At 69.1% G+C, this 24,129-nt stretch carries 21 protein-coding genes; 15 read left to right on the top strand and 6 right to left on the bottom strand.

All coding sequences use genetic code 11. The annotated features are described in order from the left end of the window. Positions 1 to 126: 126 nt before the first annotated feature. On the bottom strand, positions 127 to 2,136 hold the full coding sequence (locus B5F23_RS01710) for an ABC transporter ATP-binding protein (protein ID WP_087350908.1): 2,010 nt from the start codon (positions 2,134 to 2,136) through the stop codon (positions 127 to 129). Continuing rightward, positions 2,136 to 3,950 (bottom strand): ABC transporter ATP-binding protein, encoded by a 1,815-nt coding sequence (locus B5F23_RS01705; protein ID WP_241145764.1) that lies wholly within the window; start codon positions 3,948 to 3,950, stop codon positions 2,136 to 2,138. Before B5F23_RS01705 ends, B5F23_RS01710 begins: the two co-directional genes overlap by 1 nt. Positions 3,951 to 4,366: 416 nt before the next feature. On the opposite strand from B5F23_RS01705, the gene B5F23_RS01700 reads away from it, so the two are divergent. From B5F23_RS01700 to B5F23_RS01665, 8 genes are all read left to right on the top strand, one after another. Beyond that, positions 4,367 to 5,320, top strand: coding sequence for a phosphate ABC transporter substrate-binding protein (locus B5F23_RS01700; RefSeq protein WP_087350905.1), 954 nt, complete (start codon positions 4,367 to 4,369; stop codon positions 5,318 to 5,320). 81 nt (positions 5,321 to 5,401) lie between these two features. Beyond that, on the top strand, positions 5,402 to 6,301 hold the full coding sequence (gene pstC, locus B5F23_RS01695) for a phosphate ABC transporter permease subunit PstC (protein WP_087350902.1): 900 nt from the start codon (positions 5,402 to 5,404) through the stop codon (positions 6,299 to 6,301). Then, positions 6,294 to 7,220, top strand: coding sequence for a phosphate ABC transporter permease PstA (gene pstA / locus B5F23_RS01690; protein ID WP_087350899.1), 927 nt, complete (start codon positions 6,294 to 6,296; stop codon positions 7,218 to 7,220). Before pstC ends, pstA begins: the two co-directional genes overlap by 8 nt. Further along, positions 7,217 to 8,017 (top strand): phosphate ABC transporter ATP-binding protein, encoded by an 801-nt coding sequence (locus B5F23_RS01685; protein ID WP_087350897.1) that lies wholly within the window; start codon positions 7,217 to 7,219, stop codon positions 8,015 to 8,017. Before pstA ends, B5F23_RS01685 begins: the two co-directional genes overlap by 4 nt. Before the next feature lie 11 nt (positions 8,018 to 8,028). Further along, positions 8,029 to 8,823, top strand: coding sequence for a phosphate ABC transporter ATP-binding protein PstB (pstB, locus tag B5F23_RS01680; protein WP_087350894.1), 795 nt, complete (start codon positions 8,029 to 8,031; stop codon positions 8,821 to 8,823). Further along, positions 8,823 to 9,524, top strand: coding sequence for a phosphate signaling complex PhoU family protein (locus B5F23_RS01675; RefSeq protein WP_087350891.1), 702 nt, complete (start codon positions 8,823 to 8,825; stop codon positions 9,522 to 9,524). Before pstB ends, B5F23_RS01675 begins: the two co-directional genes overlap by 1 nt. Positions 9,525 to 9,541: 17 nt before the next feature. After that, positions 9,542 to 10,222 carry a response regulator transcription factor gene (locus tag B5F23_RS01670; RefSeq protein ID WP_087350888.1) on the top strand — a complete coding sequence of 227 codons (681 nt, stop codon included), beginning with the start codon at positions 9,542 to 9,544 and terminating at the stop codon, positions 10,220 to 10,222. Between the two features lie 19 nt (positions 10,223 to 10,241). Then, positions 10,242 to 11,633, top strand: coding sequence for a sensor histidine kinase (locus tag B5F23_RS01665; RefSeq protein ID WP_087350886.1), 1,392 nt, complete (start codon positions 10,242 to 10,244; stop codon positions 11,631 to 11,633). A 431-nt stretch (positions 11,634 to 12,064) separates the two neighbouring features. Here the strand turns inward: B5F23_RS01665 and B5F23_RS01660 are convergent, their stop codons facing one another. Next, the gene (locus B5F23_RS01660) at positions 12,065 to 12,547 is read right to left on the bottom strand and encodes a hypothetical protein (protein WP_143786334.1); all 483 of its coding nucleotides are present in this window, start codon (positions 12,545 to 12,547) and stop codon (positions 12,065 to 12,067) included. Positions 12,548 to 12,774: 227 nt separating this feature from the next. On the opposite strand from B5F23_RS01660, the gene B5F23_RS01650 reads away from it, so the two are divergent. Continuing rightward, positions 12,775 to 13,305, top strand: a complete 531-nt coding sequence (locus B5F23_RS01650) for a DUF3558 domain-containing protein (protein WP_087350880.1) — start codon at positions 12,775 to 12,777, stop codon at positions 13,303 to 13,305. An 80-nt stretch (positions 13,306 to 13,385) separates the two neighbouring features. Here B5F23_RS01650 and B5F23_RS09655 read toward each other — a convergent pair whose 3' ends face one another. Then, positions 13,386 to 14,879 (bottom strand): alpha/beta fold hydrolase, encoded by a 1,494-nt coding sequence (locus B5F23_RS09655; protein WP_158096092.1) that lies wholly within the window; start codon positions 14,877 to 14,879, stop codon positions 13,386 to 13,388. Between the two features lie 181 nt (positions 14,880 to 15,060). Further along, the gene (locus tag B5F23_RS01640; protein ID WP_087350878.1) at positions 15,061 to 17,085 is read right to left on the bottom strand and encodes a class I tRNA ligase family protein; all 2,025 of its coding nucleotides are present in this window, start codon (positions 17,083 to 17,085) and stop codon (positions 15,061 to 15,063) included. A gap of 70 nt (positions 17,086 to 17,155) precedes the next feature. On the opposite strand from B5F23_RS01640, the gene B5F23_RS01635 reads away from it, so the two are divergent. The 4 genes from B5F23_RS01635 to queA all read left to right on the top strand — a co-directional run bounded on the left by B5F23_RS01635 (position 17,156) and on the right by queA (position 20,879). Then, positions 17,156 to 17,716, top strand: coding sequence for a metalloprotease family protein (locus B5F23_RS01635; RefSeq protein ID WP_143786333.1), 561 nt, complete (start codon positions 17,156 to 17,158; stop codon positions 17,714 to 17,716). Positions 17,717 to 17,936: 220 nt separating this feature from the next. Beyond that, positions 17,937 to 18,533 carry an epoxyqueuosine reductase QueH gene (locus B5F23_RS01630; RefSeq protein ID WP_087350874.1) on the top strand — a complete coding sequence of 199 codons (597 nt, stop codon included), beginning with the start codon at positions 17,937 to 17,939 and terminating at the stop codon, positions 18,531 to 18,533. 94 nt (positions 18,534 to 18,627) lie between these two features. Further along, positions 18,628 to 19,608, top strand: a complete 981-nt coding sequence (locus tag B5F23_RS01625) for a magnesium transporter CorA family protein (protein ID WP_087350871.1) — start codon at positions 18,628 to 18,630, stop codon at positions 19,606 to 19,608. A gap of 104 nt (positions 19,609 to 19,712) precedes the next feature. After that, complete coding sequence (gene queA, locus B5F23_RS01620) at positions 19,713 to 20,879, top strand: tRNA preQ1(34) S-adenosylmethionine ribosyltransferase-isomerase QueA (RefSeq protein ID WP_087350868.1); 1,167 nt, start codon at positions 19,713 to 19,715, stop codon at positions 20,877 to 20,879. 47 nt (positions 20,880 to 20,926) lie between these two features. On the opposite strand, the gene B5F23_RS01615 is transcribed toward queA, so the two are convergent. Next, the gene (locus B5F23_RS01615; protein WP_087350865.1) at positions 20,927 to 22,141 is read right to left on the bottom strand and encodes a hypothetical protein; all 1,215 of its coding nucleotides are present in this window, start codon (positions 22,139 to 22,141) and stop codon (positions 20,927 to 20,929) included. A gap of 217 nt (positions 22,142 to 22,358) precedes the next feature. On the opposite strand from B5F23_RS01615, the gene B5F23_RS01610 reads away from it, so the two are divergent. After that, a complete protein-coding gene (locus tag B5F23_RS01610) occupies positions 22,359 to 22,631 on the top strand; it encodes an HPr family phosphocarrier protein (protein ID WP_087350862.1) in 273 nt (90 codons plus the stop codon). 309 nt (positions 22,632 to 22,940) lie between these two features. Beyond that, positions 22,941 to 24,080, top strand: coding sequence for a tRNA guanosine(34) transglycosylase Tgt (tgt, locus tag B5F23_RS01605; protein WP_087350859.1), 1,140 nt, complete (start codon positions 22,941 to 22,943; stop codon positions 24,078 to 24,080). The last annotated feature ends 49 nt before the right edge of the window (positions 24,081 to 24,129 follow it).

Below are 24,129 nucleotides of genomic sequence, written 5' to 3'. Positions count from 1 at the left end.
GAAGAACGTCAACGCCCCAAGCGCGTGCGACGAACAAGGCCGGGGCCGGCGTTCCTGAGAGAAGTTCCGCGCAGCGCACTTCCCTCAGGAACGCCGGCCCCGGCCCCAGGTTGGCCGTCCTTCTCGCTACTCGAGCTCGAAGGCCCCGGTGTAGAGCTGGTAGTACGTACCCCTCTTGGCGATGAGCTCGTCGTGGCTGCCGCGCTCGATGATGCGGCCGTGGTCCAGGACGATGATCGCGTCGGAGTTGCGCACGGTGGAGAGCCGGTGCGCGATGACGAAGGTGGTGCGGCCGCTCATGAGGGCGTCCATGCCGCGCTGGACGATCTCCTCGGTGTGCGTGTCGATGGAGCTCGTGGCCTCGTCGAGGATCATGACGGGCGGGTCGGCCACGGCGCAGCGGGCGATGGAGAGCAGCTGGCGCTGGCCCTGCGAGAGGTTGGAGCCGTTGTCGGTGAGCATGGTGTCGTAGCCCTCGGGCAGGCGCTTGATGAAGCCGTCGGCGCCCACGAGGCGCGCTGCGGCCATGCACTCGGCGTCCGTGGCGTCGAGCCGGCCGAAGCGGATGTTGTCCATGACCGTGCCGGTGAACAGGTTGACGTCCTGCAGGACCACGCCGAGGGAGCGCCTTAGGTCGGACTTGCAGATCTTGTTGACGTTGATGCCGTCGTAGCGGATCTTGCCGTCCTCGATGTCGTAGAAGCGGTTGATGAGGTTGGTGATCGTGGTCTTGCCGGCTCCCGTGGCGCCCACGAAGGCGATCTTCTGGCCCGGCTTGGCCCAGACGGTCACGTCGTGGAGTACGGTGTGGCCCCTGCGGTAGGCGAAGTCGACGTCGAAGAGGCGCACGTCGCCCCTGAGCGGGACGAGCTCGACGGTGCCGCTGTGGTGCGGGTGCTTCCAGGCCCACTCGCCGGTGCGCTCGGCGCACTCCTCGAGCTGGCCGTCTGCGCCGCGACGCACGTTGACGAGCGTGACGTAGCCCTCGTCGTGCTCGGGCTCCTCGTCCATGAGCTCGAAGATGCGCTCGGCGCCCGCGAGGCCCATGACCACGGAGTTGATCTGCTGGGAGATCTGGCCGATCTGCCCGGAGAACTGGCGCGTCATGTTGAGGAACGGCACCGTCACGGCGATGGAGAAGGGCAGGCCCGAGATGGCGAGGTTGGGCACGCCCGCGGCGATGAAGACGCCGCCCACGAGCGCCACGATGACGTACATGAGGTTGCCGAGGTTCATGAGGATGGGGCCGAGCGTGTTGGTGTACATGTTGGCGGCGCGGCTCGCCTCGAACAGGCGACGGTTGCGCACGTCGAAGTCCTCCTGCGCGGCCTGCTCGTGGCAGAAGACCTTGACCACGCGCTGGCCGTTCATGACCTCCTCGACGTGGCCCTCGACGAGGCCGATCTCCTTCTGCTGCGCCACGAAGTTGCGCGCGGAGCGGCTGCCGAGCACCTTGGTCATGTAGGCCATGAACAGCACGCCGGCGACGACGGTGGCGGCCATCCAGACGCTGTAGTAGATCATCACGCAGAAGACCGAGACGAGCGTGACCATGGTGAGCGTGATGTTGGGCAGCGACTGGCCGATCATCTGGCGCAGGGCGTCGATGTCGTTGGTGTAGTGGCTCATGATGTCGCCGCGCTGGTGCTGGTCGAAGAAGCTGATGGGCAGGTCCTGCATGTGGTCGAAGAGGCGCTCGCGGAACTTCTCGAGCGAGCCCTGCGTGATGACGGCCATGAGGCGCGTGTAGGTGAAGCTGAGGGCGAGGGAGACCACGTAGATGCCGACGAGCGTGAGCACGAGCGTGGTGACCTGGCCGGCCACGCTCTCCCAGTCGCCCTCCTGCCAGTGCGCGGTCACGATCTCGAGCGCGCGCTGCATGAAGGTGGCCGGGAGCGCCGAGAGCACGGCGGAGACCACGATGCACGCGAGGACCACGGGCAGCATCACCGGGTAGAACGAGAAGAGCGTCTTGACGAGGCGGGCGAGCGTGCGCCCGCGCCCCCCGCGACGGCGCTCGACGGGCCTCTGGCGCCCGGCGACGTTCTGGCGCTCGCGCTCGGGCTCGGGCTCGCTCGGGCGGTTGACGCCGGTCACGTTCTTGAAGGCGGTCTCGGCGGAGTTGCTTGCTGCCATTACGCCTCACCTCCCTTCCTGGAGACGTCGCCCACGGCGAGGTCGTCCTCGTCGGCGGCATCCTCCTGCGCCCCGGAGCGGTTCTGCGCGAGGTAGGTGTCACGGTAGAACGGGCAGCTCTCCATGAGCTCCTCGTGGGTGCCGAGCCCGGCCACGTGGCCGTTGTCGAGCACGAGGATGCGGTCGGCGTCCTGCACCGAGCTCACGCGCTGGGCGATGATGATCTTGGTGGCGTCGGGCAGGTAGGACTTCAGTCCCTCGCGGATGAGCGCGTCGGTCTTGGTGTCCACGGCCGAGGTGGAGTCGTCCAGGATGAGCACCTTCGGGCGCTTGAGCAGGGCGCGCGCGATGCATAGGCGCTGCTTCTGGCCGCCGGAGACGTTGGTTCCGCCCTGCTCGATGTAGTAGTCGTACTTCTTGGGCAGGCCCTGGATGAACTCGTCGGCCTGCGCGAGCTTGCAGACCTCGACGAGCTCGTCGTAGGTGGCGTCCGGGTTGCCCCAGCGCAGGTTCTCCTTGATGGTGCCCGAGAACAGCACGTTTTTCTGGAGCACCACGGCCACGTTGTTGCGCAGGAAGTCGAGGTCGTAGTCGCGCACGTCGACGCCGCCCACCTTGACGGAGCCCTCGGTCACGTCGTACAGGCGGCTGATGAGGTTGACGAGCGAGGTCTTGGCCGAGCCCGTTCCTCCCATGACGCCGATCGTCTCGCCGCTTCTGATGTGCAGGTCGATCTCTGCCAGGGCGCGGTGCTCGGCCCTCTCGGAGTACTTGAAGGTGACGTCGTCGAAGTCGATGGACCCGTCGGCCATCTCGGTCACCGGGTGCTCGGGGTTCTCGATCGTGGGCTCGGTCGTGAGGACCTCGCAGATGCGCTCGGCGCTCTCCTGGGCCATCGTGATCATGGCGAAGACCATGGAGACCATCATGAGCGCCATGAGGATCATGAAGCCGTAGGTGGTCAGCGCCGACATCTGGCCCACGTTGAGCAGAGTGCCCTGGCTGGAGATGATGAGGTAGCTGCCGAACTGGATGACCACCACGAAGACCGTGTAGACCGCGAAGTTCATCATCGGCGTGTTGAGCGCGAGGATCTTCTCGGCGCGGGTGAAGTCGGCGCAGACGTCCTGGGCCGCGCGGGCGAACTTCTCCTTCTCATAGTCCTGGCGCACGTAGCTCTTGACGTCGCGCATGCCGGTGACGTTCTCCTCGATGGACTCGTTGAGCGCGTCGTACTTGTGGAAGACGGCGCGGAAGATCGGGTGCACGGTGCGCACGACCTTGAACAGGCCGAATCCCAGGATCGGCACGATGATCACGAAGACCAGGGCCATGGGGCCGGCCATGATGAAGGCCATGACGATGCCGGCGACGAGCAGCAGCGGGCAGCGGATGGCCGTGCGGATGATCATCATGTAGGCGAGCTGGACGTTGGTGATGTCGGTGGTGAGGCGCGTCACGAGCGAGCTCGACGAGAACTGGTCGATGTTGGCGAACGAGAAGCGCTGCACCGCGGCGAAGACGTCGTGGCGCAGGTTCATGGCAAGCCCGCAGGACGCCTGGCTGCAGGTGACGCCGGCGCCGATGCCAAAGGCGAGCGACGCGAGGGCCATGAGCACGAGCACGCCCGCGTAGGGGAGCATGTCGTCAAGCGTGGCGCCCGCCTGGATGGCGTTGATGAGCTGGGCGGTCACGAAGGGGATGGCGACCTCCATGACCACCTCGCCCGTGACGATGATCGGGGTGGCGACGGAGGCCCCCTTGAACTCGCGGACGCTCCTGCCGAGGGTGCGGACCACGTCGCGCCCGCTCATGCCCCCCCTCTTGCCTTCGTCTGGTTTCTTCTGTGTCATACGGCTCCTTTCACATAATGCAACCCGCCCATTTTGCGACCGGGTTGGCAAGATTTCAAGGTACCTTGCTAATTTGCGCAGAGCCGTAACATTTGGCTGGCGGAGGCCCCGGCTGGGGAGCGCGCGGCGAGAAGAACCCGCGACACGCGGCCCTGCGTGACCTCCCACGCTGCCCGACGTGCCTCAAAACACAGTAATCTACCTGCGACCTTACAAAGTAAGGGGAAATGTAAGCTGCTTTGTAAGGCCGATGTAAGCCGCTGTCATGCTCCCGTAATGCATGCGAAACAAGGGTGTCTCACGCCTCCGACGCGCCTAGGATTCATGCCGAAACGCCGGTGCCTCCCGAGGCCGGCAATCCACGGGAAAGGATTCGCATGTCCAAGTTTGATCTCTCTCGTCGTCAGTTCGTGAGCGTCATGGGCGCCGCCGCGGCGGTCGCCGGCCTCGGCCTCGCCGGCTGCGGCAGCACCGGCAACGACTCCTCCGCCAGCGACAACGGCGGGGACGGCTCCTCCACCCTCATGGGCTCCATCTCCTGCTCTGGCGCCACCTCCTTCCAGCCGCTCGTCGAGGCTGCCGCCGACGCCTTCATGGAGGCCAACCCCGAGACCTCCATCGCCATCTCCGCCGGTGGCTCCGGCCAGGGCCTCTCCCAGATCGCCGACGGCTCCGTGCAGATCGGCCGCTCCGACGTCTACGCCGAGGAGAAGCTCGAGGCGTCCCAGTGCGAGGGCCTCGTCGACAACCAGGTCTGCATCGTGGGCATGGGCCCGATCGTGAACGCGGGCGTCGACGTCGACGACCTCACCCTCGACCAGCTCAAGGGCATCTTCCTGGGCGAGATCACCGACTGGTCCGAGGTCGGCGGCACCGCCGGCACCATCCAGGTCATCCAGCGCGAGGCCGGCTCGGGCACCCGCGCCACCTTCGAGGCCGCCGTCCTCGGCGGCGAGACCGCTCCGGACAGCTTCCGCCCGGTCGCCGAGGTCGACTCCTCGGGCACCGTCGTCGAGCAGGTCGCCGCGACGGACGGCTCCATCTCCTACGTCGCCTTCAACTACATGGAGGGCGACGGCATCAAGGCCCTCACCGTCGACGGCGTGGAGCCCACGCAGGCCAACGTCGAGTCCGGCGACTTCACCATCTGGGCCTACGAGCACATGTACACCCGCGAGGACGAGTCCGAGGACACCGCTCCGCTGACCCAGGCCTTCATCGAGTTCATGCTCTCCGACGACTTCGCCGCCACCGTGGTGGAGCAGGGCTTCATCCCGATGGGCGACATGCAGGTCAAGAAGGACGCCGACGGCAACATCACCGCTGCCTAGGACCTAGATCACCTTCCCTGCGGCGGCGCATCCCACACGGGGGCGCCGCCGCTTCCCTGACCTGACGAGAAAGGCTCCTCCATGGCAAACCTCATGCCCAAGCGGAGGCTCGAGAACATCGGCCTGTCGATCACGGGCTTCTGCGTCGCGCTCGTGGCGCTCGTCGTCGTCACGCTGATCTTCATGGTGGCCCAGCAGGGCCTCACGACCTTCTTCGTTGACGGCATCAACCCGATCGACTTCTTCTTCGGCCAGAACTGGATTCCCGAGCAGGAGCGCTACGGCGCCCTGCCCATGATCGTGGGCTCCTTCGCGGTCACCTTGCTCTCGACCCTCTTTGCCCTGCCCGTCGCCATCGGCTCCGCGATCTTTGTCGTGGAGGTCGCCCCGACCTTCGGCCGCCGCGTCTTCCAGCCCGTCATCGAGCTGCTCGTTGGCATCCCCTCGGTCGTCTACGGCGTCCTCGGCCTCTACGTGGTGAACTCGCTCGTCAAGGCGATCTTCGGAGACGCGGCGCCCACCGGCGCCGGCATCCTCTCGGGCGCCATCGTGCTCGCCATCATGATCTTGCCCACCATCACCACGCTCTCCATGGACGCGCTGCGCGCGGTGCCCAACCAGTACCGCGAGGGCTCCTACGCCCTGGGATGCACGCGCTGGCAGACGGTGTGGCACGTCGTGCTCAAGAGCGCGCTGCCCTCCCTCATGACGGCGGTCATCCTGGGCATGACCCGCGCCTTCGGCGAGACGCTCGCCGTCCAGATGGTCATCGGCGGCGTGGAGCGCTCGATGCCCACCGGCCTTCTCGACCCGGCGTCCACCCTCACGGCGGCCCTCACGGCCGGCCTCTCCAACGCGACCTCCGGCTCGGTCTACTACCACGCCCTCTGGTCGCTCGGCCTGCTGCTGCTCGCCATGTCGCTCGTCTTTATCCTGATCATCCACCTCATCGGCCGGAAGGGGGCGAAGGCCAATGGCTAGCGAGAGGGACTCCCAGCTCAACCTCGACGCGCACGTCAGCCGCATCAACCGGCAGGACAAGATCGCCACGGGCGTCCTCACCGTCATCGTGGGCCTCGTGATCCTGCTCGTCGTGGCCATCATCGCCTACATCATCGTCCGCGGCGCCGGTCGCGCCCTCACCCCGGGGTTCCTCACCAACCCCTACAACGACGACGTCGCCGCCGGCATCCTCTACCAGCTGTGGGACTCGTTCTACCTGCTGCTCGTCACCCTCGTCATCTCGGTGCCCATCTCGCTCGGCGCGGCCATCTTCCTCGTCGAGTACGCACCGGACAACTGGGTCACCTCCGCGGCCAAGACCGCCATCGAGACGCTGTCCTCGCTGCCCTCGATCGTCGTCGGCATGTTCGGCTCGCTCTTCTTCGTGGTGACGCTCGGCTGGGGCATCTCGATCATCGCCGGCGCCTGCGCCCTCACGATGTTCAACATCCCCATCCTCGTCCGCACCATCCAGCAGGCGCTCGAGGACGTCCCGCGCAGCCAGCGCGACGCGGCGCTCGCCATGGGCCTCACGCGCTGGGAGACCACGATCAACGTCCTTCTCCCCGCCGCCATGCCGGCCATCGTCACCGGCATCGTGCTCTCGGCCGGCCGCGTCTTCGGCGAGGCGGCGGCGCTGATCTTCACCGCGGGCTCCGCCCCGGCGCGCCTCAACTTCGGCTCGCTCAACCTCCTGAGCCCCACCAACCCCTTCAACATCTTCCGCCCCGCGTGCTCGCTGGCCGTCTACATCTGGCGACTCACCTCCGAGCCCACCGAGGGCTCCACGGAGATCGTCTGGGGCACCGCCACCGTGCTTCTCGTCTGCGTGCTCCTGTTCAACGTGCTTGCCCGTCTGCTCGGCAAGTTCCTCTCGAGGAGGCTGACCGCCGAATGACCGACACCACCACCCAGGCGACGGCCGGAGGCGCCGGCTCGCTTCTCACCACGCGCGACGTGACGGTCACCTACGACCTCACGCACGAGGCCCTGCACAAGACGAGCCTCACCTTCGAGGCCGGCCAGGTCACCGCCCTCATCGGCCCCTCGGGCTGCGGCAAGTCCACGTTCCTGCGCTGCCTCAACCTCATGAACCGCGAGATTCCCCGGTGCTCGGTCGGCGGCCAGATCTTCTACCACGGCCACGACATCAACACGCCCAAGGAGAACCTCTTCGAGCTGCGCAAGTCCATCGGCATGGTCTTCCAGCAGCCCACGCCCTTCCGCAAGTCCATCCGCGAGAACATCCTGTTCGCGCCCAAGAAGCACGGCCGCGTGCGCACGCGCGCCGAGGAGGACGAGCTCGTGGAGACGTCGCTTCGCCAAGCGGCGCTGTGGGACGAGGTCAAGGACAAGCTCAAGCAGAGCGCCCACGCGCTCTCGGGCGGCCAGCAGCAGCGCCTGTGCATCGCGCGCACGCTCGCGATGAAGCCCGACGTGGTGCTCTTCGACGAGCCGTGCTCCGCGCTCGACCCGATCTCCACCTTCGCCATCGAGGAGACGATTCGCGACATCGCCTCCTCCGGCATCTGCGAGATCATCGTCACGCACAACATGGAGCAGGCCACGCGCGTCTCCGACCGCACCGCCTTCTTCTACGTGGGCGACATGGTCGAGACGGGCACCACCCAGCAGATCTTCTCGGACCCGCACGACCAGCGCCTGGTCGACTACCTGACCGGCCGCTTCGGCTAATGGGGGGCAACATGGACACAGACATCATCGAGGGGGCCGCGCGCGACCTGGCGGGCGCCGAGACCGAGCTCTCCATCCGCGACTTCAACCTCTGGTACGGGGACTTCCAGGCCCTCAAGAACATCAGCCTGGAGATTCCGAAGAACCGCGCCACGGCCTTCATCGGCCCGTCCGGCTGCGGCAAGTCCACGCTGCTGCGCACGTTCAACCGCATGTGCGACTTCGTGGAGTCGGTGCGCACCGAGGGCACCATCGAGTTCAAGGGGACCGACATCTTCCAGATGGACGCCAACGCCCTGCGCGTCTACGTGGGCATGGTCTTCCAGCACCCCAACCCGTTCCCGATGAGCATCCGCGAGAACATCCTCTACGGGCCCAGGCGCATGGGGCGCCTCTCGCGCTCCGAGGCCGACGAGATCGTCGAGCGCTGCCTCACGCGCGCCGCGCTCTGGGACGAGGTCAAGGACAAGCTCGACCAGAGCGGACTTGGGCTCTCGGGCGGCCAGCAGCAGCGCCTGTGCATCGCGCGCGCCCTCGCCACCGACCCGGCGGTCCTGCTCATGGACGAGCCCACCTCGGCGCTCGACCCGATCTCCACGAGCATGGTCGAGGAGCTCATGAGCGAGCTGTCCGAGGACCACACCGTGGTCGTCGTGACGCACAACATGCAGCAGGCCGCACGCGTGGCCGACAAGACGGTATTCTTCTACCTGGGCGAGCTCGTCGAGAGCGGGCCCACCCGCGAGTTCTTCGCCAACCCGCGCGAGAAGCGAACCCAGGAATATCTCTCAGGGAGGTTCAGCTAATGGTCATCAGCACCCGCACCAAGTTCGTCAAGCAGCTCGAGGACATCCAGGGCTACCTCGATCGCCTCACCGAGAAGGCGGCCTCCGACATCCGCGCCGCCGGCCTCGCCGCCACGGGCGACAAGGGCGCCGCCGAGGGCGTCATGGCGGGCCGCAAGACCGAGGACCGCCTGCGCAACGCCATCGAGGAGAACTGCCTCGACGTCATGCTGCTCCAGCAGCCGCTCATCGGCGAGGACCTCCGCTTCGTCTCGGGCGCCTTCCGCATCGTCTCCGACCTCACGCACATCGACTCGATGACGCGCGACATCGTCTTCCTCGTCGAGGAGATCCCGGCCAAGGCCGCCAAGAAGCTCGAGGCCGAGTTCAACGAGATGTCCGAGTGCGCCGCGCGCATGGTCGAGCAGGCCGGCGCCGCCTTCAGCGGTCAGGACGTCGAGGCGGCCCAGCGCGTCGTCGAGGAGGACAACCGCATCAACACCCTCTATGATGAGGTGGAGGGCAAGCTCGTCGCCCTCATCCGCGACGGCAAGTCCTCCGCGCGCTACCTGCCCGAGCTGCTCATGGTCGCCAAGTACTTCGAGCGCATCGGCGACCTCGCCAAGCGCGTGGCCGCGTGGGCGCTGTTCCGCGTGACGGGAGAGCACGTCGTGGCCGAGAAGGCGAGCCAGGCCATTCCGGAAGAGAAGACGCAGGCATAGGGACGGGGCGAGAAGCGTTGGTCTACTACGTCGAGGACGACAAGAACATCCGCGAGCTCACGGTCTACGCGCTCGGGCAGGGCGGCATCGAGGCGCGCGGCTGCGCCGACGACGCCGAGTTCCGCCGCGCCTGCGCCGAGCGCACGCCTGACGCGGTCCTTCTCGACATCATGCTCCCGGACGCGGACGGGCTCGAGATCCTGGCGCGCATCAGGCGCACGCCCGGCCTCTCGAGCGTCCCCGTCATGATGCTCACGGCCAAGGACACCGAGCTCGACACCGTGCGCGCGCTCGACTCCGGCGCCGACGACTACCTCTCCAAGCCCTTCGGCATGATGGAGGTCGTGAGCCGCACGCGGGCGCTGCTGCGCCGCGCGGGCAGGGAGCAGCCGAGCGCCGAGAAGCCCGTGGCGCTCGTCTCGGGCGACGTGACCCTGTGGCCCGACCGCCGCGAGGTCACCGTGGGCGGCAACGAGGTCCAGCTCACGATGCGCGAGTTCGACCTCCTCGAGTTCCTCATGCGCTCGCCGGGCGTGGTCTTCTCGCGCGAGACCCTGCTCCAGCGCGTGTGGGGCTGGGACTTCGACGGCGGCTCGCGCACCGTGGACGTGCACGTCCAGCAGATCCGTGCCAAGCTCGGGAAGACGTCCGACCTGATTGAGACCGTCCGCGGCGTGGGGTATCGCGTCCGCGGCTAGACAGGAGCTAGGAGGCTCGATGGTCAGGCAGCCCGGGGGCAAGGGGTCGCTCTCTCACAGGATGTTCGTGGCGCTCGTCGTTGCGTGCGCCACCGTGGCCGTCGCGGTTACCGCGGCGGCCTCCCTCATATACCAGTCGGCCTTCCTGTCCGACGAGCACGAGCAGCTGGCGGGGGAGTGCCGGACGCTCGCTTCGCTGCTCGACGCCTCCGACGACGACGAGGCGGTTCTCGCCACGCTCGACCTCGGCGACATCCGCGCCACGCTCATCGACCCCGACGGGACCGTCACCTACGACTCCGAGAGCGACCCGTCCGAGATGCCCAACCACGCCGACCGCCCCGAGGTGAGCTCCGCGCTCGAGTCGGGGGCGGGGTCCTCGGAGCGCTCGAGCGACACGGTGGGCTACATGAGCCTCTACGAGGCCGTCCGGCTCGACTCGGGGCAGGTCATGCGCCTCTCGGTCGACCGCGCGGGCGTGCTCGCGTTCCTCTTCCAGGACCTGGCGCTGCTCGTTGTGCTCGCGGCGCTGCTGGTCGGCGTGAGCTGGCTCGTCTCGCACTGGCTCTCCCGGCGCTTCGTGCGGCCGATCCTGGCCATCGACCCGTCCTCGGGCGACGGCGAGGCGCCCTACGAGGAGCTCGACCCGCTCGTGCGGCGCCTCAACGAGCAGCACGAGGAGCTCATGCACCGCATGAGCGAGATCCAGGACGCGGCCGACCTGCGCCGCGAGTTCACGGCCAACGTGACCCACGAGCTCAAGACGCCGATCGCCTCCATCCAGGGTGCGGCGGAGCTCATCCGCGACGGCATCGCAAAGAAGAGGGACGTGCCGGAGTTCGCCGGGCGCATCTACGACGACGCGCGCCGCCTCTCCTCGCTCGTGAGCGACATCCTGACCCTCTCCAAGCTCGACGAGTCCGAGCGCGCCGGCAACCGCGAGCTCTTCGACTCGGCCGAGCCGGTCGACCTCCTGAGCGTGGCGCGCGACGCCGTGGAGCGCCTCTCCGAGAAGGCGGAGCGCTCAGACGTGACGGTCACGGTGCGCGGCGTCTCGATGCAGATCGTGGGCAACCCGCGGCTGCTCGACGAGCTCGTGAGCAACCTCGTGGACAACGCGATCCGCTACAACCGCCCGGGCGGCAGGGTGTTCGTCTGGGTGCTGCCGGCCGAGGGACGCCCGAGCGTGCGCGTGAGCGACACCGGCATCGGCATCCCCGAGGAGGCCCAGGCCAAGGTCTTCGAGCGCTTCTACCGCGTGGACAAGGGGCGCAGCCGCGACATGGGCGGGACGGGCCTGGGGCTTGCCATCGTCAAGCACTCGGCCGCCTACCACGGCGCCGACATCAAGCTCGAGAGCGAGGTCGGCAAGGGCACCACGATCACCGTGACCTTCCCGCCCGCGGCTTAGGGTGCGCGGGGCGGGCGCGGGTCGCGGGTCCTTCTCGCCGCCGGAGCTGCCTCCGCCCCCGACGCCGCTTTGGGTGCCGTTGCCGCCACGGTCGACGCGCTTTCCGGAACGGCGCTTCTGTCACGGTCGGCGCGCTTTCCGGAACGGCGCTTCCGCCACGGTCGGCGCGCATCCCCGAACGGCGCTTCCGCCACGGTCGGCGCGCATCCCCGAACGGCGCTTCTGTCACGGTCGGCGCGCGATTGGGTGGCATCCTTGATGCGCCGGGGCCGTCCCTGCCAGAAAACCCGCCCAGTTGGGTGCGTTTTGGGACAGAAGGGGGCGCGGGACATCAAGGATGCCACCCAATCCGAAGGGGTTTGGTGCAGAAGCGGCCCTTCTCGCAGCGCGGAGGGTGCCGGCGGCCGCCGCGCAGGGGGCGAGAAGGACGCCTACGCCCGCATCGCCGCGACGAGTCCAAGCACGAGGGGAATCGTCCAGATCGACAGCGAGAAGAGCGCAAGCGACCGCACGTCCGGCCTGGGCGACGGCTTCCCGGCGGCCGACGCGAGCGCCTCCGGCGTGCGCAGCCCCCACCTGAACACGAGCGAGGAGCACAGGGCGGCCGCCGCGACGAGCGGGCAGGCGAGCGCGACCCCACGCATGAGGGGGCTGCCGGTGTAGCTTGAGAGGATGGTCAGGGGAACGCAGAGCGCCACGCTGACCGGCACGCTCAGCGTGGCGGACCTGAGCGCGGCGCGGACGGCGTCCCAGTCTCCCTCCCGCCGGCGCGCGAGGGTCCACGGAACGCAGAGAAGGGCGAAGGGAAGGCCGTAGGCCGGAAGCCCGACAAAAATGGCCAGGACGACCATGCCCCCCAGCGACCCCGTCACCGACATTCCTCCCGGCGTCGCGATCGTCCCGGGTCCCATCATGGGCGCCGCACTCCTGGCATGGCTCCTCCGTCCCTACGGGGAACACCTCTCGATCAAGATGAACTCTAGCTTTACGAGTCAGCTGGGTCCATTGTTTTTTTGCCTGCGATTCTGATGCCTTTGACAGCGCCCCGCGGCTCGCATCGCTTAAAATAGGCCAAAGGGCGCCGGCGCACCCAGCATCCTGTCTGCGGGCGCCGGCCTCGGGGGAGTCGAAGGGAGTCACCATGAACGCCAAACTCAGGTACCTCTGCGTTGCTGTTTGCGCGTCGCTTGCGCTGGTTGGGTGCACGCCCGGAGACTCGTTGGGCACGCCGTCGGACGGCAACTCCGACCAGCCGGTTGTCGAGGACAGTACCTCCTCGGAGGAGACGGGCACGGGCGAGCAGGAGCAAGACGGTCCCATACTCTCCGACGAGGATGTCATGGCCACAATGACCTGTGAGGTGCTTACCGAGGACCAGCTGAGCGCCCTGGGCGTGTTTGGGACCTTCGATCGCGGGGCGCGCGTGGAGATCGGTGAGAGCAACGGTGCCACCTGGTGGGCCGTGGTTCTTGAGGTGGTGGGTGATGACGGGACCGTTGACGCGCGGAGCTCCTTCATCACCAAGTCGGCCACGCTTGACGACTTCTCCGACGGCACGTGGATTGAGCTGCCGAGCGAAAACACGTGGCAAAACGTCGACTGGGACCACGACATGCTCGTCCGCGGCCAGTCGGCGCTCACGCTGGCGCGCCGCACCCTGGCGGCGTCCTGATCACCGACGTGCCCGTTCTTCTCAGGCGAGAAGAACGGGTGCAAGACGTCCGCAATCGGCACGTCACGTCCGCCGCGCCCCTAGACCTCAAGCTCCCACAGGTTTGACCAGCCGGGCAGTGGCAACCCCGGGTAGGGGAGCCACACCGGCCGGTGGCGCGTGAAGCCGCGGCTCGCGTAGAGGCAGTTTCCGGGGACGTTGGCCACGTTGGTGTTGAGGCGCGCCACGCGGGCGCCAAGCTCGCGGCTCGCGCGCACGCCGGCGGCGAGAAGCGCGTCGGCCACGCCGCGCCCGCGCGTCGCGGGGTCGGCGGCGAGCAGGTGCCAGCCCGCCACGTCCTTCTCGCCCAGCGCCTCCCAGCTTGGTGCGCCGAGGCCCGAGCCGTGTCCGCCCGCGCTGCCGTCGCCCATGTCCGCGTCGTGGTTCACCGCCACCGCGCCCAGGAGCGCCGCGTCCTCGCGCGGGACACCCCCGCTCACGGCACCCGCCTCGAAGACGCCCCAGTAGGCGCCGGAGGCGAGCAGCTCGCGCGCCATGCCCGTGGGCGGCCAGACGTCGCGCACCCATCCGGAGGTCCCGGGCTCGGCCACCACGCGCTCGTACAGCGCGTCAAGGCGCTCGGCCCAGAGACCCTCCACCGGGATGCGGCAGACGGCAAGCCCCTCCGGCAGCTCCGCCGCGCGCGCCGGGTGACGCACGTCGTTTCTCGCCACGCAGGCCAGAAGCTCGCGCGCCACGGCGGCCGGGGCCATCTTGGGCAGGTTGTGGTCGATGCCGGGCTCCACCACCTTGACCGCGCCGGGGATGGCCGCCACGATGCGGTCGGTCTCCTCGGGCAGGATCTCGTCGTACTCGCCGACCATCACGGTCACCGGACAGCTCACGCCCGCGAGCGACGCGGCGTCTATCTGCGGGTTCTCCACCATGAGCTGCAGGAGCTCCGCGATCTGGGCCGCATCGGCCGGGCTCGGCACCGGCGTGCCGTCCTCGAGCGTCGCCCCCTCGACGCCCTCTGCGGCCCAGCGGCGGTTCTCGGCCGCGGCGTAGGCCATCCAGTCCGTGTCCTCCCTGGGCAGGCCCGCCGGCGTGAGGTTGGCGCCGAGCGCGGTGAGGCTGAGCACGTGCGCGCCCCAGTCCCGCGCGAGCAGCAGGCCCAGGATGCCTCCGTCGGAGAAGCCCAGCACGTGGACCTGCGGCACGCCGAGCCGCGAGCACACCTCGACGGCGTCGGCGGCCATGAGCTCGTAGGTGAGCGGCATCGCCGTGCCGCGGGTGCTCGCCCCCTGCGCGCGCGAGTCCACCGCGACGACGGCGCGCCCGCTCGCGCACACCGCGTCGATCACCGGGCCAAAGATGCCGTGCTCCTCGCCGTTACCGTGCAGCATGAGCACCGGCGGCACCGCGAGGTCCAGCCCATACGGCGTGCCCGGCGCGTCTATCACGCCGGCCGGCGCGTAGGTCCAGGCCACGATGGAGGCGCCGTCGGGCATGGGGCATTCCACGCGCGCGGCGAGCGGGGTCGCGGGCAGCGCGTAGGGGCGCGGCACGTGCACGGGCGGGGGAGCGACGGACATGTGAGGTCCTTCCTGTTGGGGCGCGTGGTCCTTCTCGCCAAAGCGTAGGCGCCTGCCGACACCTCTAGAGCTCAGAGTGTCGCTTTGCTCCTACAGAAGCCGGGCGTAGGAGCAAAGCGACGTTTCCACCGAGAAAAACGTCGCCTTGCTCCTACGGTCGTCGAGTGCGGGACGGGGGCGCCTACCTGCCCTTCACCTGCGACGGGTGCTTCTCGAAGAAGTCGAAGCGCGGCGGCAGCGGTACGATCGCGTGGGCCTCGGGCGTCTCCCCGCGCGCCGCGGCCAGTTCGAGCGGGCCCTCGAGCGCGTGCTCCCAGTCAAAGAACTCGCGCGGCGAGAAGCCCATGTGCTCGCAGATCCTCTCGCATCCCGCCGGCACGGCCGGGTGCATGAGCAGCGCCGTCGTACGCAGCGCCACGAAGGCGTCGGCCAGCGCTGCCTCGTAGGCGGCGTCGTCACCGCGCGCGGCCTTGCTCGCCTCGTCCCAGCGCTTGTTGGCCGCGCGGGCAAACTCCTCGGCCACCCCGAGCGCGCCGTGCGCGTCGAACTCGTAGGCGCGCCGCTCGAAGGCGAGCGTGGCCTCGCGCGCGGCCTCCACGGCCTGCTCGCTCGGCGCCACCGCGGGCAGGTGCCCCTCGCAGACGTTGGCCGCGCCGTAGAAGCACGAGCGCGCCAGGCGGTTGAAGATGTTGGTCAGAAAGGCCGACTCCTTGAGCGCGGGGTCCACCACGCGCGGGTCGTCGCGCGTGAGGACGTCCTCGCCGGTCGCCTTGTCCTTGTGGGAGACGGACGTGTCGAAGGCCTTGGGGTTGAAGCTCACGGCCTTCTGGTCGAGGCCCAGACTCAGCCAGTGCGCGCGCAGCTGCTCGGGGGTGTAGTGGTCCAGCAGCTCGGCGGCCATCGGCGGCGCGATCTTGCCGGAGCTCGAGGCCTTCTTGTTCATGAACAGGATGTGGTAGTTGGCAACCGGCACGTCCTGGGTGAGGCCCCAGCCGAGGGCCTCCCACATGGCCGGCTGCGCCACGCAGTAGAAGTAGATGTTGTCCTGGCCGATGAACTGGTAGACGCGCGCGTCCTCGCTGCACCACCAGTCGTGCCAGTCCGCGGAGGAGTAGCGGCCCTCCTCGGCGCCGGCGAGCACCGTCTGCGTAAAGCTGATGGGCGCCCACAGGCTCTCCGGCCACACCCACACGGTGAGGCCGCCCGCGCCGTCGAGCTCGGGCGCGGGCACGCCCCACTCGATGTTGCCGGTGATGCGCAGCGGCAGCAGGCACTTGCCCGTGCGGAAGCGCACGCCGCCGGCCTCGAGCACCTCGCGCGCGGCGTCGCGCTCCTCCCACCCGGCAAACGTGAGCGAGAAGGACTGCTGGCCGCCCTCGGCCTCCGTCAGGGTGTGCGCGGGCAGCCTGTCCGCCACGGCGTCGTAGGCCTCGCGGAACTTGGTCTGGACGTAGATGACCGGGTCCACCAGGCTCTCGCGCACGGTCTTGGTGACCACGGCGCGCACCTGCGGGTCGGCGTCCCACTCGTCCATGAGCCGCTCGAGCTCGTCGCGGAACGCCGGCAGGTCGAAGTACCAGTTGTCGACCGGGCGCAGCTCGGGCGTGGTGCCGGTGAGCTGCGAGACGGGCGCGATGAGCTCCTCGGGGTCAAACTGGTGGCCGAGGTCGCACTCGTCGGCGTAGGCCTTCTCGGACTTGCAGCCGCGCACCGGGCAGCGCCCGACCACCTGGCGGCCGTTGAGGAAGGTGCCGGCCTCCACGTCGTAGAACTGGCGCGTGGTGCGCCTGTGCAGGTAGCCCCGCTCGTGCAGGCGGCCGATGAGCTCGGTGGACAGGCGCGCGTGGACGTCCTTCGCCGGCGGCAGCCCCGAGCCCGCAAAGAGGTCGAGCGAGATGCCGTAGGCGTCGAGCGCGGCCTTCTGCGCGTCGTGGTTGGCGCGCACGTAGTCCTCGATCGTGCCCTCGTAGCCCGCCTCGACGCGCTTGCGGTAGCCCTCGGCGATGGGCGAGCCGTAGCAGTCTGTGCCGGAGACGAAGATCACGTTCTCGGGTCCGATGCGGTCGCGCAGGAAGCGCGCGAAGAAGTCCGCGGGCACGAAGACGCCGCCGATGTGGCCGAAGTGCAGGTTCTTGTTGCCGTACGGCATGCCGCCGGTGATGACGGCGCGCCTGGGGAACTGGGGGCGGTTCTCGGTTGAGGGCATGGACGCTCCTTCGTGACGGTTCCAACCGTCCTATTCTCGCACTTTTGGGCCTGGCCGTGTGCGCTACTATGTGGCTGTGGAGAAGATCGCCGACATAGACGTGCTGGGGGACGAGGCCACGCAGCTGCGCGTGACGCGCTGGTCGCAGACGACGCTTGCCGTGGGCGTGCTCGTCTCGGCGGTGACGGCCCTGCTCACGGGGATGGACGGCGGCGCGCTCATGACGGCGCCGTGGTGGATCGCCGTGGTCGTGGCCTCGATCGTGGCGCTGCCCGTTCACGAGCTCGTGCACGGGGCGGCCTTCGCGCTGCTCTGCCCCGGCTGCAAGGTCAGCTTCGGGGCCAAGGACGCCTTCCTCTACACGCGCACGGACGGCGCGCTCACCACGCGCGGGCGGATGGTGGCGGTGCTCGCGGCCCCTGCGGTGGTGGTGACGGCGGCGCTCGCCGCGGCCGCGGCCGCGGCGGGGATGCCCACGCTCGCGGTTCTTCTCGCCGTGCTGCACCTCTCGGGCTGCGCCGGCGACCTCCTCATGGCACGTGAGATCCTGCGCACGCCGGGATGCACCCACGTGCGCGACACCGAGAGCGGGGTCGAGCTGCTCCGCGGCACGTCCGCGCCGCGAGACTAGGCCGCCCGGCGTCCCCTGCGGCCCACCCGTGCGCCCGCAATCCGGTTGTCAGCGTTTTTTCTCGGTCTCCATAAGTATCACCTCCCTTATGGCATTTTCTGACCTGCGCCTTTCTCGCCAGTCTGCGGCCCTATACTTGGGGTGTCTTCAAAAAACCACTGACAACCGCCTCGGCCGGCCCCGGAGCCGCGAGGGGCGCCCGAAACGGAGTCTGAGGGCCATGATTTCGCTGCTCCTCCACGCGTGCTGCGGCCCGTGCTCGCTCGAGCCGGTGCGCCTGTTGCGTGCCGAGGGCTTTGAGCCCACCATCTGCTGGACCAACCCCAACATACAGCCCGCCTCCGAGTGGGAGCGGCGCCTGAGCACGCTGCGCGACTGGGCCGCAAACGTCGCCCACGTCGACGTGGTCGTGGCGGGCGACGACCGCGCCGCCTGGGAGCGCGCGGTCGCCCCGGCCGGCTTCGACCGCGAGCGGCGCTGCCGGGCCTGCTACGCGCTGCGCCTGTCCGAGTCGTGCCGCGTGGCGCGCGAGCTGGGCTTCACGCACATCTCCACGACGCTTGCCGTGTCCCCCTACCAGCTCTTCGACGCGTGCGGCGAGACCCTGCGCGCGCTCGCGTCCGCAAACGGCCTCACGCCGGTGTGGCGCGACTTCCGCCCGCACTACGCCGAGGCCACGCGCGAGTCGCGCGAGCTGGGCATGTACCGGCAGAACTACTGCGGCTGCCGCTTCTCCGCAGCCGAGGCCGCCATCGAGCGCCACGCCGCGCGCGACGAGCGAAAGCGCACGAGGGCAGAGGCCCGTGTAAGGATTTGACAAGTCCGGCGACTTTCCGCGTCGCGGCGCGTCCCCCTTGCGATAACGTGATGACGCATCTGAGGCCGCGAGACGCGCAGAGGACGGTGGAAACATGATCGAGTGCCTGCTGACCGGGACCAACGGAACCATGGAGAGAGTGGACGCGCCGTGTCCGGGCTGCTGGGTCAATGTCGTGGCCCCCACCGAGGACGAGCTCCGGCGCCTCGAGTCCGAGGTCGGCGTGCTGGGCGAGTTCGTGCGCTCGGCGCTCGACGAGGAGGAGACCTCACGCATCGACTACGACGAGGACGAGCGGCAGATCTTCGTGATCGTTGACTACCCGACCGTCGCCGACGAGGCCGACGTCTCGACGAGCCGCAGCTCTCTGGCGCTCGCCTACGACACGATGCCGCTCACAATGATCTTTTTGCCCGAGAAGAGCATGTTCGTGACCATCAGCATCCAGGAGAACCCGGTGGTGTCGGACCTCGCCGGCGGTCGCGTGCGCGGCGTCGACACGCGATACCGCACGCGATTCCTGCTGCAGATGCTCCTGCACATCTCGCAGCTCTACCTCGTCTACCTGCGGCGCATTGACCGCCTCTCGTCCAACACCGAGGCCAAGCTCCACGCGTCGGTCAGAAACGAGGAGCTCATCCAGATGCTCAACCTCGAGAAGTCGCTCGTCTACTTCTCCACGTCGCTCAAGTCCGACGAGGTGACGCTCAACAAGATCATGCAGGGTCGCATCATCCCGCTCTACGAGGAGGACCAGGACCTGCTCGAGGACGTCCTCGTCGAGATCCACCAGGCCATCGAGATGGCCAACATCTACTCGAACACGCTCTCGGGCACGATGGACGCCTTCGCGAGCATCATCTCCAACAACCTCAACATCGTGATGAAGGTCCTCTCCGTCATCACGATCGTCATGGCGATCCCCAACATCGTCTTCGGCTTCTACGGCATGAACGTCGACCTGCCCTTCGACGGGGTCCCCTTCTTCGACAACTGGGCGTTCCCGATCGCGGTGGCCGCCGTCGCGTGCCTCGTGGCCGCCTGGATCTTCAAGCGCAAGGGGATGTGGCACTAGGCCGGGCGAGAAGAGCCCGGGGCGCCGCGCCCGTCCGGCGGGGCGGGCCTCCCCGCGGCGCGCGTGCTATCGTTATGCGCCGACACGCCGACGAGAGGAACCCCATGCGCACCGACGACTTTGACTACCCGCTGCCCGACGAGCTGATCGCGCAGGCGCCGGCCGAGCCGCGCGACTCCTGCCGCCTGCTCGTGCTGCATCGCGAGGACGGTCGCGTGGAGCACCGCCGCTTCACGGACGTCGTGGAGTACCTGGAGCCGGGCGACCTCGTCGTGGCCAACCAGACGCGCGTCATGCCGGCGCGCCTCGTGGGCCGCAAGCGCGGCACCGGGGGCGTGTGCGAGACGCTGCTGCTGCGCCGCCGCGAGGACGTGGACCCGCTCGGCGGCGTGTGGGAGTGCCTGGTCAACCCCGGCAAGCGCCTGCGCCAGCCGGGCATCGTCATCGAGTACCGCGCCGGCGGGCTGCACGCGCCGGAGTCGGCGCCCGTGGTGCTCACCGGCGAGATCGTCGACTTCGTCGAGGGCAACCGCGGCGGGCGCCTCGTGCGCTTCTCGCCGGTGGGGGAGGGCGTGCTTGGCGCCCCGCGCACGCTCGACGAGGCCATCCACGCCGCCGGGCACGTGCCGCTGCCGCCCTACATCACCAGCTACGAGGGCGACCCCGAGAAGTACCAGACCGTCTACGCCATGGACGAGGAGCACTCCGCCGCCGCGCCCACGGCCGGCCTTCACTTTACGCCGGAGCTCATCGGACGCATCCGCGAGAAGGGCATCCGCTGGGAGACCGTCGAGCTCGAGGTGGGCATCGACACCTTCCGCCTCGTGACCGAGGACGACCCCACCGAGCACGTCATGCACACCGAGCGCTACCACGTGAGCCAGCGGGTCGTGGACGCCGTGCACGCCACCAAGGCGGCAGGGCACCGCGTGATCGCCGTGGGCACCACGTCGGTGCGCTCGCTGGAGAGCGCGTGGGAGGAGGGCGCCGCGCCGAGCGAGCCGCCCGTGTCCGCGCTGCGCTTCGAGGGCGCCGCGGGCAGCGGCGACATCGTGGCGCGCGAGAACGCGACCACCAACCTCTACCTCATGCCCGGCTCGGACTTCCACGTGGTGGACGCCATGATCACCAACTTCCACGTGCCGCGCTCCACGCTCATGATGCTCGTCTCGGCCTTTGCCACCCGAGAGCAGATCATGGACGCCTACGCCGCGGCGATCGAGGAGCGCTATCGCTTCCTCAGCTTCGGGGACGCCATGCTCATCGTGTAGGTTCGTGCCGTCGCCTGCCGTGCGCCGGCGGCCCGCCCGGCGGACGTCTAGCGCGTGGCGAGAAACACCACGAGCGCGATGGCGGCCACGACCGCCAGCGCCGCGGCGGCGAGCGCCAGGCGGCTGCCGCGCGTGCGCGTGCGCAGGCTGCGCTCGCCCTCCGCCAGCTCGTCCACCACGCCGCGCTGCCCTTCGAGGGCGGCGCGCTGCTCGGCGACGCTCGCGCGCAGGCGCTCGGTCTGGTCGGGCGTCGCGCGCACCTCGCGCGCCTCGTCGATCAGGGCCTGCGCCTCGTCGTGGCGCTCCGCCGCCTGGTCGTGCGCCTCCTTGGCGTCGTCCGCCCCGTGCCGCGCGCGCTCTATGCGCTCCTCGAGCTCCCGCTCCGCTGCCTGCGCCCGGGCGTGGAGCTCCTCGTACTCGCGCTTGCGCTCCTCGTGCTCCCGCTTGGCCGCGTCGGCCTCGCGCTGGGCGCCCTCCAGGGACTGCTTCTGGGTCCAGAGGTGCGTCTGCGCCGCGTCGACGGCGGCCTGCGCGTCCCGCGTGACTACGCTGACCTCGGCGCGCGCGGACTCGACGTGCGCGAGCTCGGTCGTCACCTCGTCGGCGAGCTGCCGCAGTGCCTTCGCGTCCGCGCGGCCCTCCCGCTCGCGCGCGAGCTCGTCCTGGACCTTCCTGAGGCGGGCCTGCGAGGAGTCGACCGCGCGCATCGCGGAGGAGATGGCCTGCTCGCGCCGCTCGGTGGCGTCCTTGACCTGGCCCTCGGCGTTGCGCACGGCGCGCTTGGCCTCGCCCACGCCACGGCTCGCCTCCTCGGCGCGCCCGCGCGCGGTCTCGGCGATGCGGCGGTAGGGGCGCAGCTCCTGCTCGTGGTCCTCGCGAAGCTGCGCGAGGTGACCCTCGAGCTCGGCGGCCTGCGCCTCGAGCCGCTCCACGGTCGCCTGCTGGCGCTCGAGCTCGGCGCGCGCCTCGGCGACGACGCGCCCCTGCTCGGCGACGATGTCGTCGTAGTCGGCGCTGACCTGCTCGCGGCGCTCGAGCGTGGCCTCGTCGGCCTCGAGCGCCTCGGCCATCTCGCGCAGGCGCGCCCGGGCGGAGGAGTGGCGCCGGGCCGCCGCGTGAACGTCGCGCACGGCCGCGAGCCCGCTTCTCAGCGTCGAGGCCGCTCCCTGCGCCGCCCCGCGGGCAGCGTCGAGGGCCGCCGCGCCCCGCGCCTCGGCGTCGCCCGCGGGGACGTCCTCGTGCTCGCCGTGCTCGTCAGCCATCGCGTCTCCTCTCGTCGTGCGCGCCCTCCGCGCCGGTCCCCTCATTGTGCCCCAAAAGCGGCCGCTTGCCCGCGCGCCATTCCGTTTATCCCCCTTCTTTGCATCCTTGCCGAGAACGAGCGCGCCAAGCGACGCCGTGTTTGATAGGATGGATGGCGGTTTTTCGGGGAATACAGGTTCCCCGGTTGTTGGGAAATCTGGAAAGGGAGTCCACAACATGGTTTCTAAGCAGACGAGCATCATCAACGCCACCGGCCTTCACGCCCGCCCCGCGTCCGTCTTCGTGACCGAGGCCAAGAAGTACCAGTGCAACGTCACCATCAAGAACGTCGACAAGGACTCTGCCCCTGTCAACGCCAAGTCCATCATGATGATCCTCGCCGCCGGCCTCGGCACCGGCACCAAGGTCGAGGTCGCCTGCGACGGCGCTGACGAGCAGGAGGCGCTCGACGCCCTCATCTCCCTCATCGACTCCGGCTTCGGCGAGTAGTCAGAGGCACCGCACGACCGACTCGGTTTGGCCCGGCGCCCGCGCGGCGCCGGGCCTTTTGTGTAGGATGGGGTGTTGCGACGTCGTTTGCCCCCGGCGCGCACAATTCCCAGACTGTGCGCGGACGCAGGCGCCCGCGACGTCATTTCGCAGGCGAGAAGAACCTCTTCCCGGCACTTCTCGCCCAAGTGGCCGGGATGGGCCGCACAATTCGGGAATTGTGCGGCCGGCCGCGCCGCGGGGAGCGCGTCTGGCCCGCGGTACGCGGGTTCTTCTCGCCGGGCCGCACGCAGACCACGAAGGAGTCACATGGACCAGAGCCTCTTCACCTACGACGTCCTCGCCGAGGACCCCGGCACGCACGCGCGCGCGGGCGTCCTGCACACCCCGCACGGCGACGTCCCGACCCCCATCTTCATGCCCGTGGGCACCAAGGCCACGGTCAAGGGGCTCACGCCCGCCTCGCTCGAGGCGCTCGGCGCCAAGATCGTGCTCGCCAACACCTACCATCTCTCCATGCGCCCCGGAGCCGACCTCGTGGCCGAGATGGGGGGCCTGCACGACTTCATGGGCTGGCACCACCCCATCCTCACCGACTCCGGCGGCTTCCAGGTGTTCAGCCACGAGGAGTTCTGCCGCCTCTCCGACGACGGCGTGCGCTTCCGCGCCGTGGACTACGACGGAAAGTGGGTCTCCTGGACGCCCGAGGAGAACATGGCCATCGCGCAGAAGCTCGGCGCGGACGTCGTGATGCAGCTCGACCAGTGCGTGGGCTACCCGGCGCCGAGGTCCAAGGTGGAGCGCTCGGTGGAGCTCTCGAGCCGCTGGGCGGAGCGCTGCTATGCCGCGCACACCCGTCCCGACCAGGCGCTCTTTGGCATCGTTCAGGGAGGCATGCACCTCGACCTGCGCCTGCGCAGCCTGCGTCACCTCACCGAGGTCGGCGACTTCCCGGGCTTTGGCATCGGCGGCTACTCGGTGGGCGAGGACCACGAGACGATGTTCGAGACGCTCGCGCCGCTCGTCTCCGAGCACATGCCGGCGGAGAAGCCCCGCTACCTCATGGGCGTGGGCAACCCCACCACGCTCGTGCGCGCCGTGGCCTGCGGCGTTGACATGTTCGACTGCGTGCTGCCCACGCGCACCGCGCGCACGGGATCGGCCTTCTCGAGCGAGGGGCGCCTCAACTTCCGCCACGCGCGCTTCGCGCACGACCGCGGCCCGCTCGACCCGGCGTGCTCCTGCCCCACCTGCACCGGGGGCTTCTCGCGCGCCTACCTGCACCACCTCGTGCGGCAGAAGGAGATGCTCGGCTCGATCCTCATCTCGCAGCACAACATCTTCTACCTGCTCGACCTCATGCGCCGCGTGCGCGAGGCGGTGGCCGCGGGCACCTACGCCTCCTTCGTCGAGGACTGGATGGCCTCGCCGGCCGCCCGGGACTGGTAGCCCCGGCCGCGTTCCGTCCGGGCACGGGCGTATAATCGTGTCCGATAAA

The sequence above is a fragment of the Olsenella sp. An188 genome (genome assembly GCF_002160255.1).
GTDB lineage: Bacteria > Actinomycetota > Coriobacteriia > Coriobacteriales > Atopobiaceae > Thermophilibacter > Thermophilibacter avistercoris.
Note: the sequence above shows the minus strand (reverse complement) of the source record. Positions and strands in the feature narration are given on the sequence as shown.

Coding starts and splice junctions, on each gene's coding strand:
- B5F23_RS01710 (WP_087350908.1), bottom strand. CDS start 2,136: ATGGCAGCAAGCAACTCCGCCGAGACCGCCTTCAAGAACGTGACCGGC.
- B5F23_RS01705 (WP_241145764.1), bottom strand. CDS start 3,950: ATGAGCGGGCGCGACGTGGTCCGCACCCTCGGCAGGAGCGTCCGCGAG.
- B5F23_RS01700 (WP_087350905.1), top strand. CDS start 4,367: ATGTCCAAGTTTGATCTCTCTCGTCGTCAGTTCGTGAGCGTCATGGGC.
- pstC (WP_087350902.1), top strand. CDS start 5,402: ATGGCAAACCTCATGCCCAAGCGGAGGCTCGAGAACATCGGCCTGTCG.
- pstA (WP_087350899.1), top strand. CDS start 6,294: ATGGCTAGCGAGAGGGACTCCCAGCTCAACCTCGACGCGCACGTCAGC.
- B5F23_RS01685 (WP_087350897.1), top strand. CDS start 7,217: ATGACCGACACCACCACCCAGGCGACGGCCGGAGGCGCCGGCTCGCTT.
- pstB (WP_087350894.1), top strand. CDS start 8,029: ATGGACACAGACATCATCGAGGGGGCCGCGCGCGACCTGGCGGGCGCC.
- B5F23_RS01675 (WP_087350891.1), top strand. CDS start 8,823: ATGGTCATCAGCACCCGCACCAAGTTCGTCAAGCAGCTCGAGGACATC.
- B5F23_RS01665 (WP_087350886.1), top strand. CDS start 10,242: ATGGTCAGGCAGCCCGGGGGCAAGGGGTCGCTCTCTCACAGGATGTTC.
- B5F23_RS01660 (WP_143786334.1), bottom strand. CDS start 12,547: ATGATGGGACCCGGGACGATCGCGACGCCGGGAGGAATGTCGGTGACG.
- B5F23_RS01650 (WP_087350880.1), top strand. CDS start 12,775: ATGAACGCCAAACTCAGGTACCTCTGCGTTGCTGTTTGCGCGTCGCTT.
- B5F23_RS09655 (WP_158096092.1), bottom strand. CDS start 14,879: ATGTCCGTCGCTCCCCCGCCCGTGCACGTGCCGCGCCCCTACGCGCTG.
- B5F23_RS01640 (WP_087350878.1), bottom strand. CDS start 17,085: ATGCCCTCAACCGAGAACCGCCCCCAGTTCCCCAGGCGCGCCGTCATC.
- B5F23_RS01630 (WP_087350874.1), top strand. CDS start 17,937: ATGATTTCGCTGCTCCTCCACGCGTGCTGCGGCCCGTGCTCGCTCGAG.
- B5F23_RS01625 (WP_087350871.1), top strand. CDS start 18,628: ATGATCGAGTGCCTGCTGACCGGGACCAACGGAACCATGGAGAGAGTG.
- queA (WP_087350868.1), top strand. CDS start 19,713: ATGCGCACCGACGACTTTGACTACCCGCTGCCCGACGAGCTGATCGCG.
- B5F23_RS01615 (WP_087350865.1), bottom strand. CDS start 22,141: ATGGCTGACGAGCACGGCGAGCACGAGGACGTCCCCGCGGGCGACGCC.
- B5F23_RS01610 (WP_087350862.1), top strand. CDS start 22,359: ATGGTTTCTAAGCAGACGAGCATCATCAACGCCACCGGCCTTCACGCC.
- tgt (WP_087350859.1), top strand. CDS start 22,941: ATGGACCAGAGCCTCTTCACCTACGACGTCCTCGCCGAGGACCCCGGC.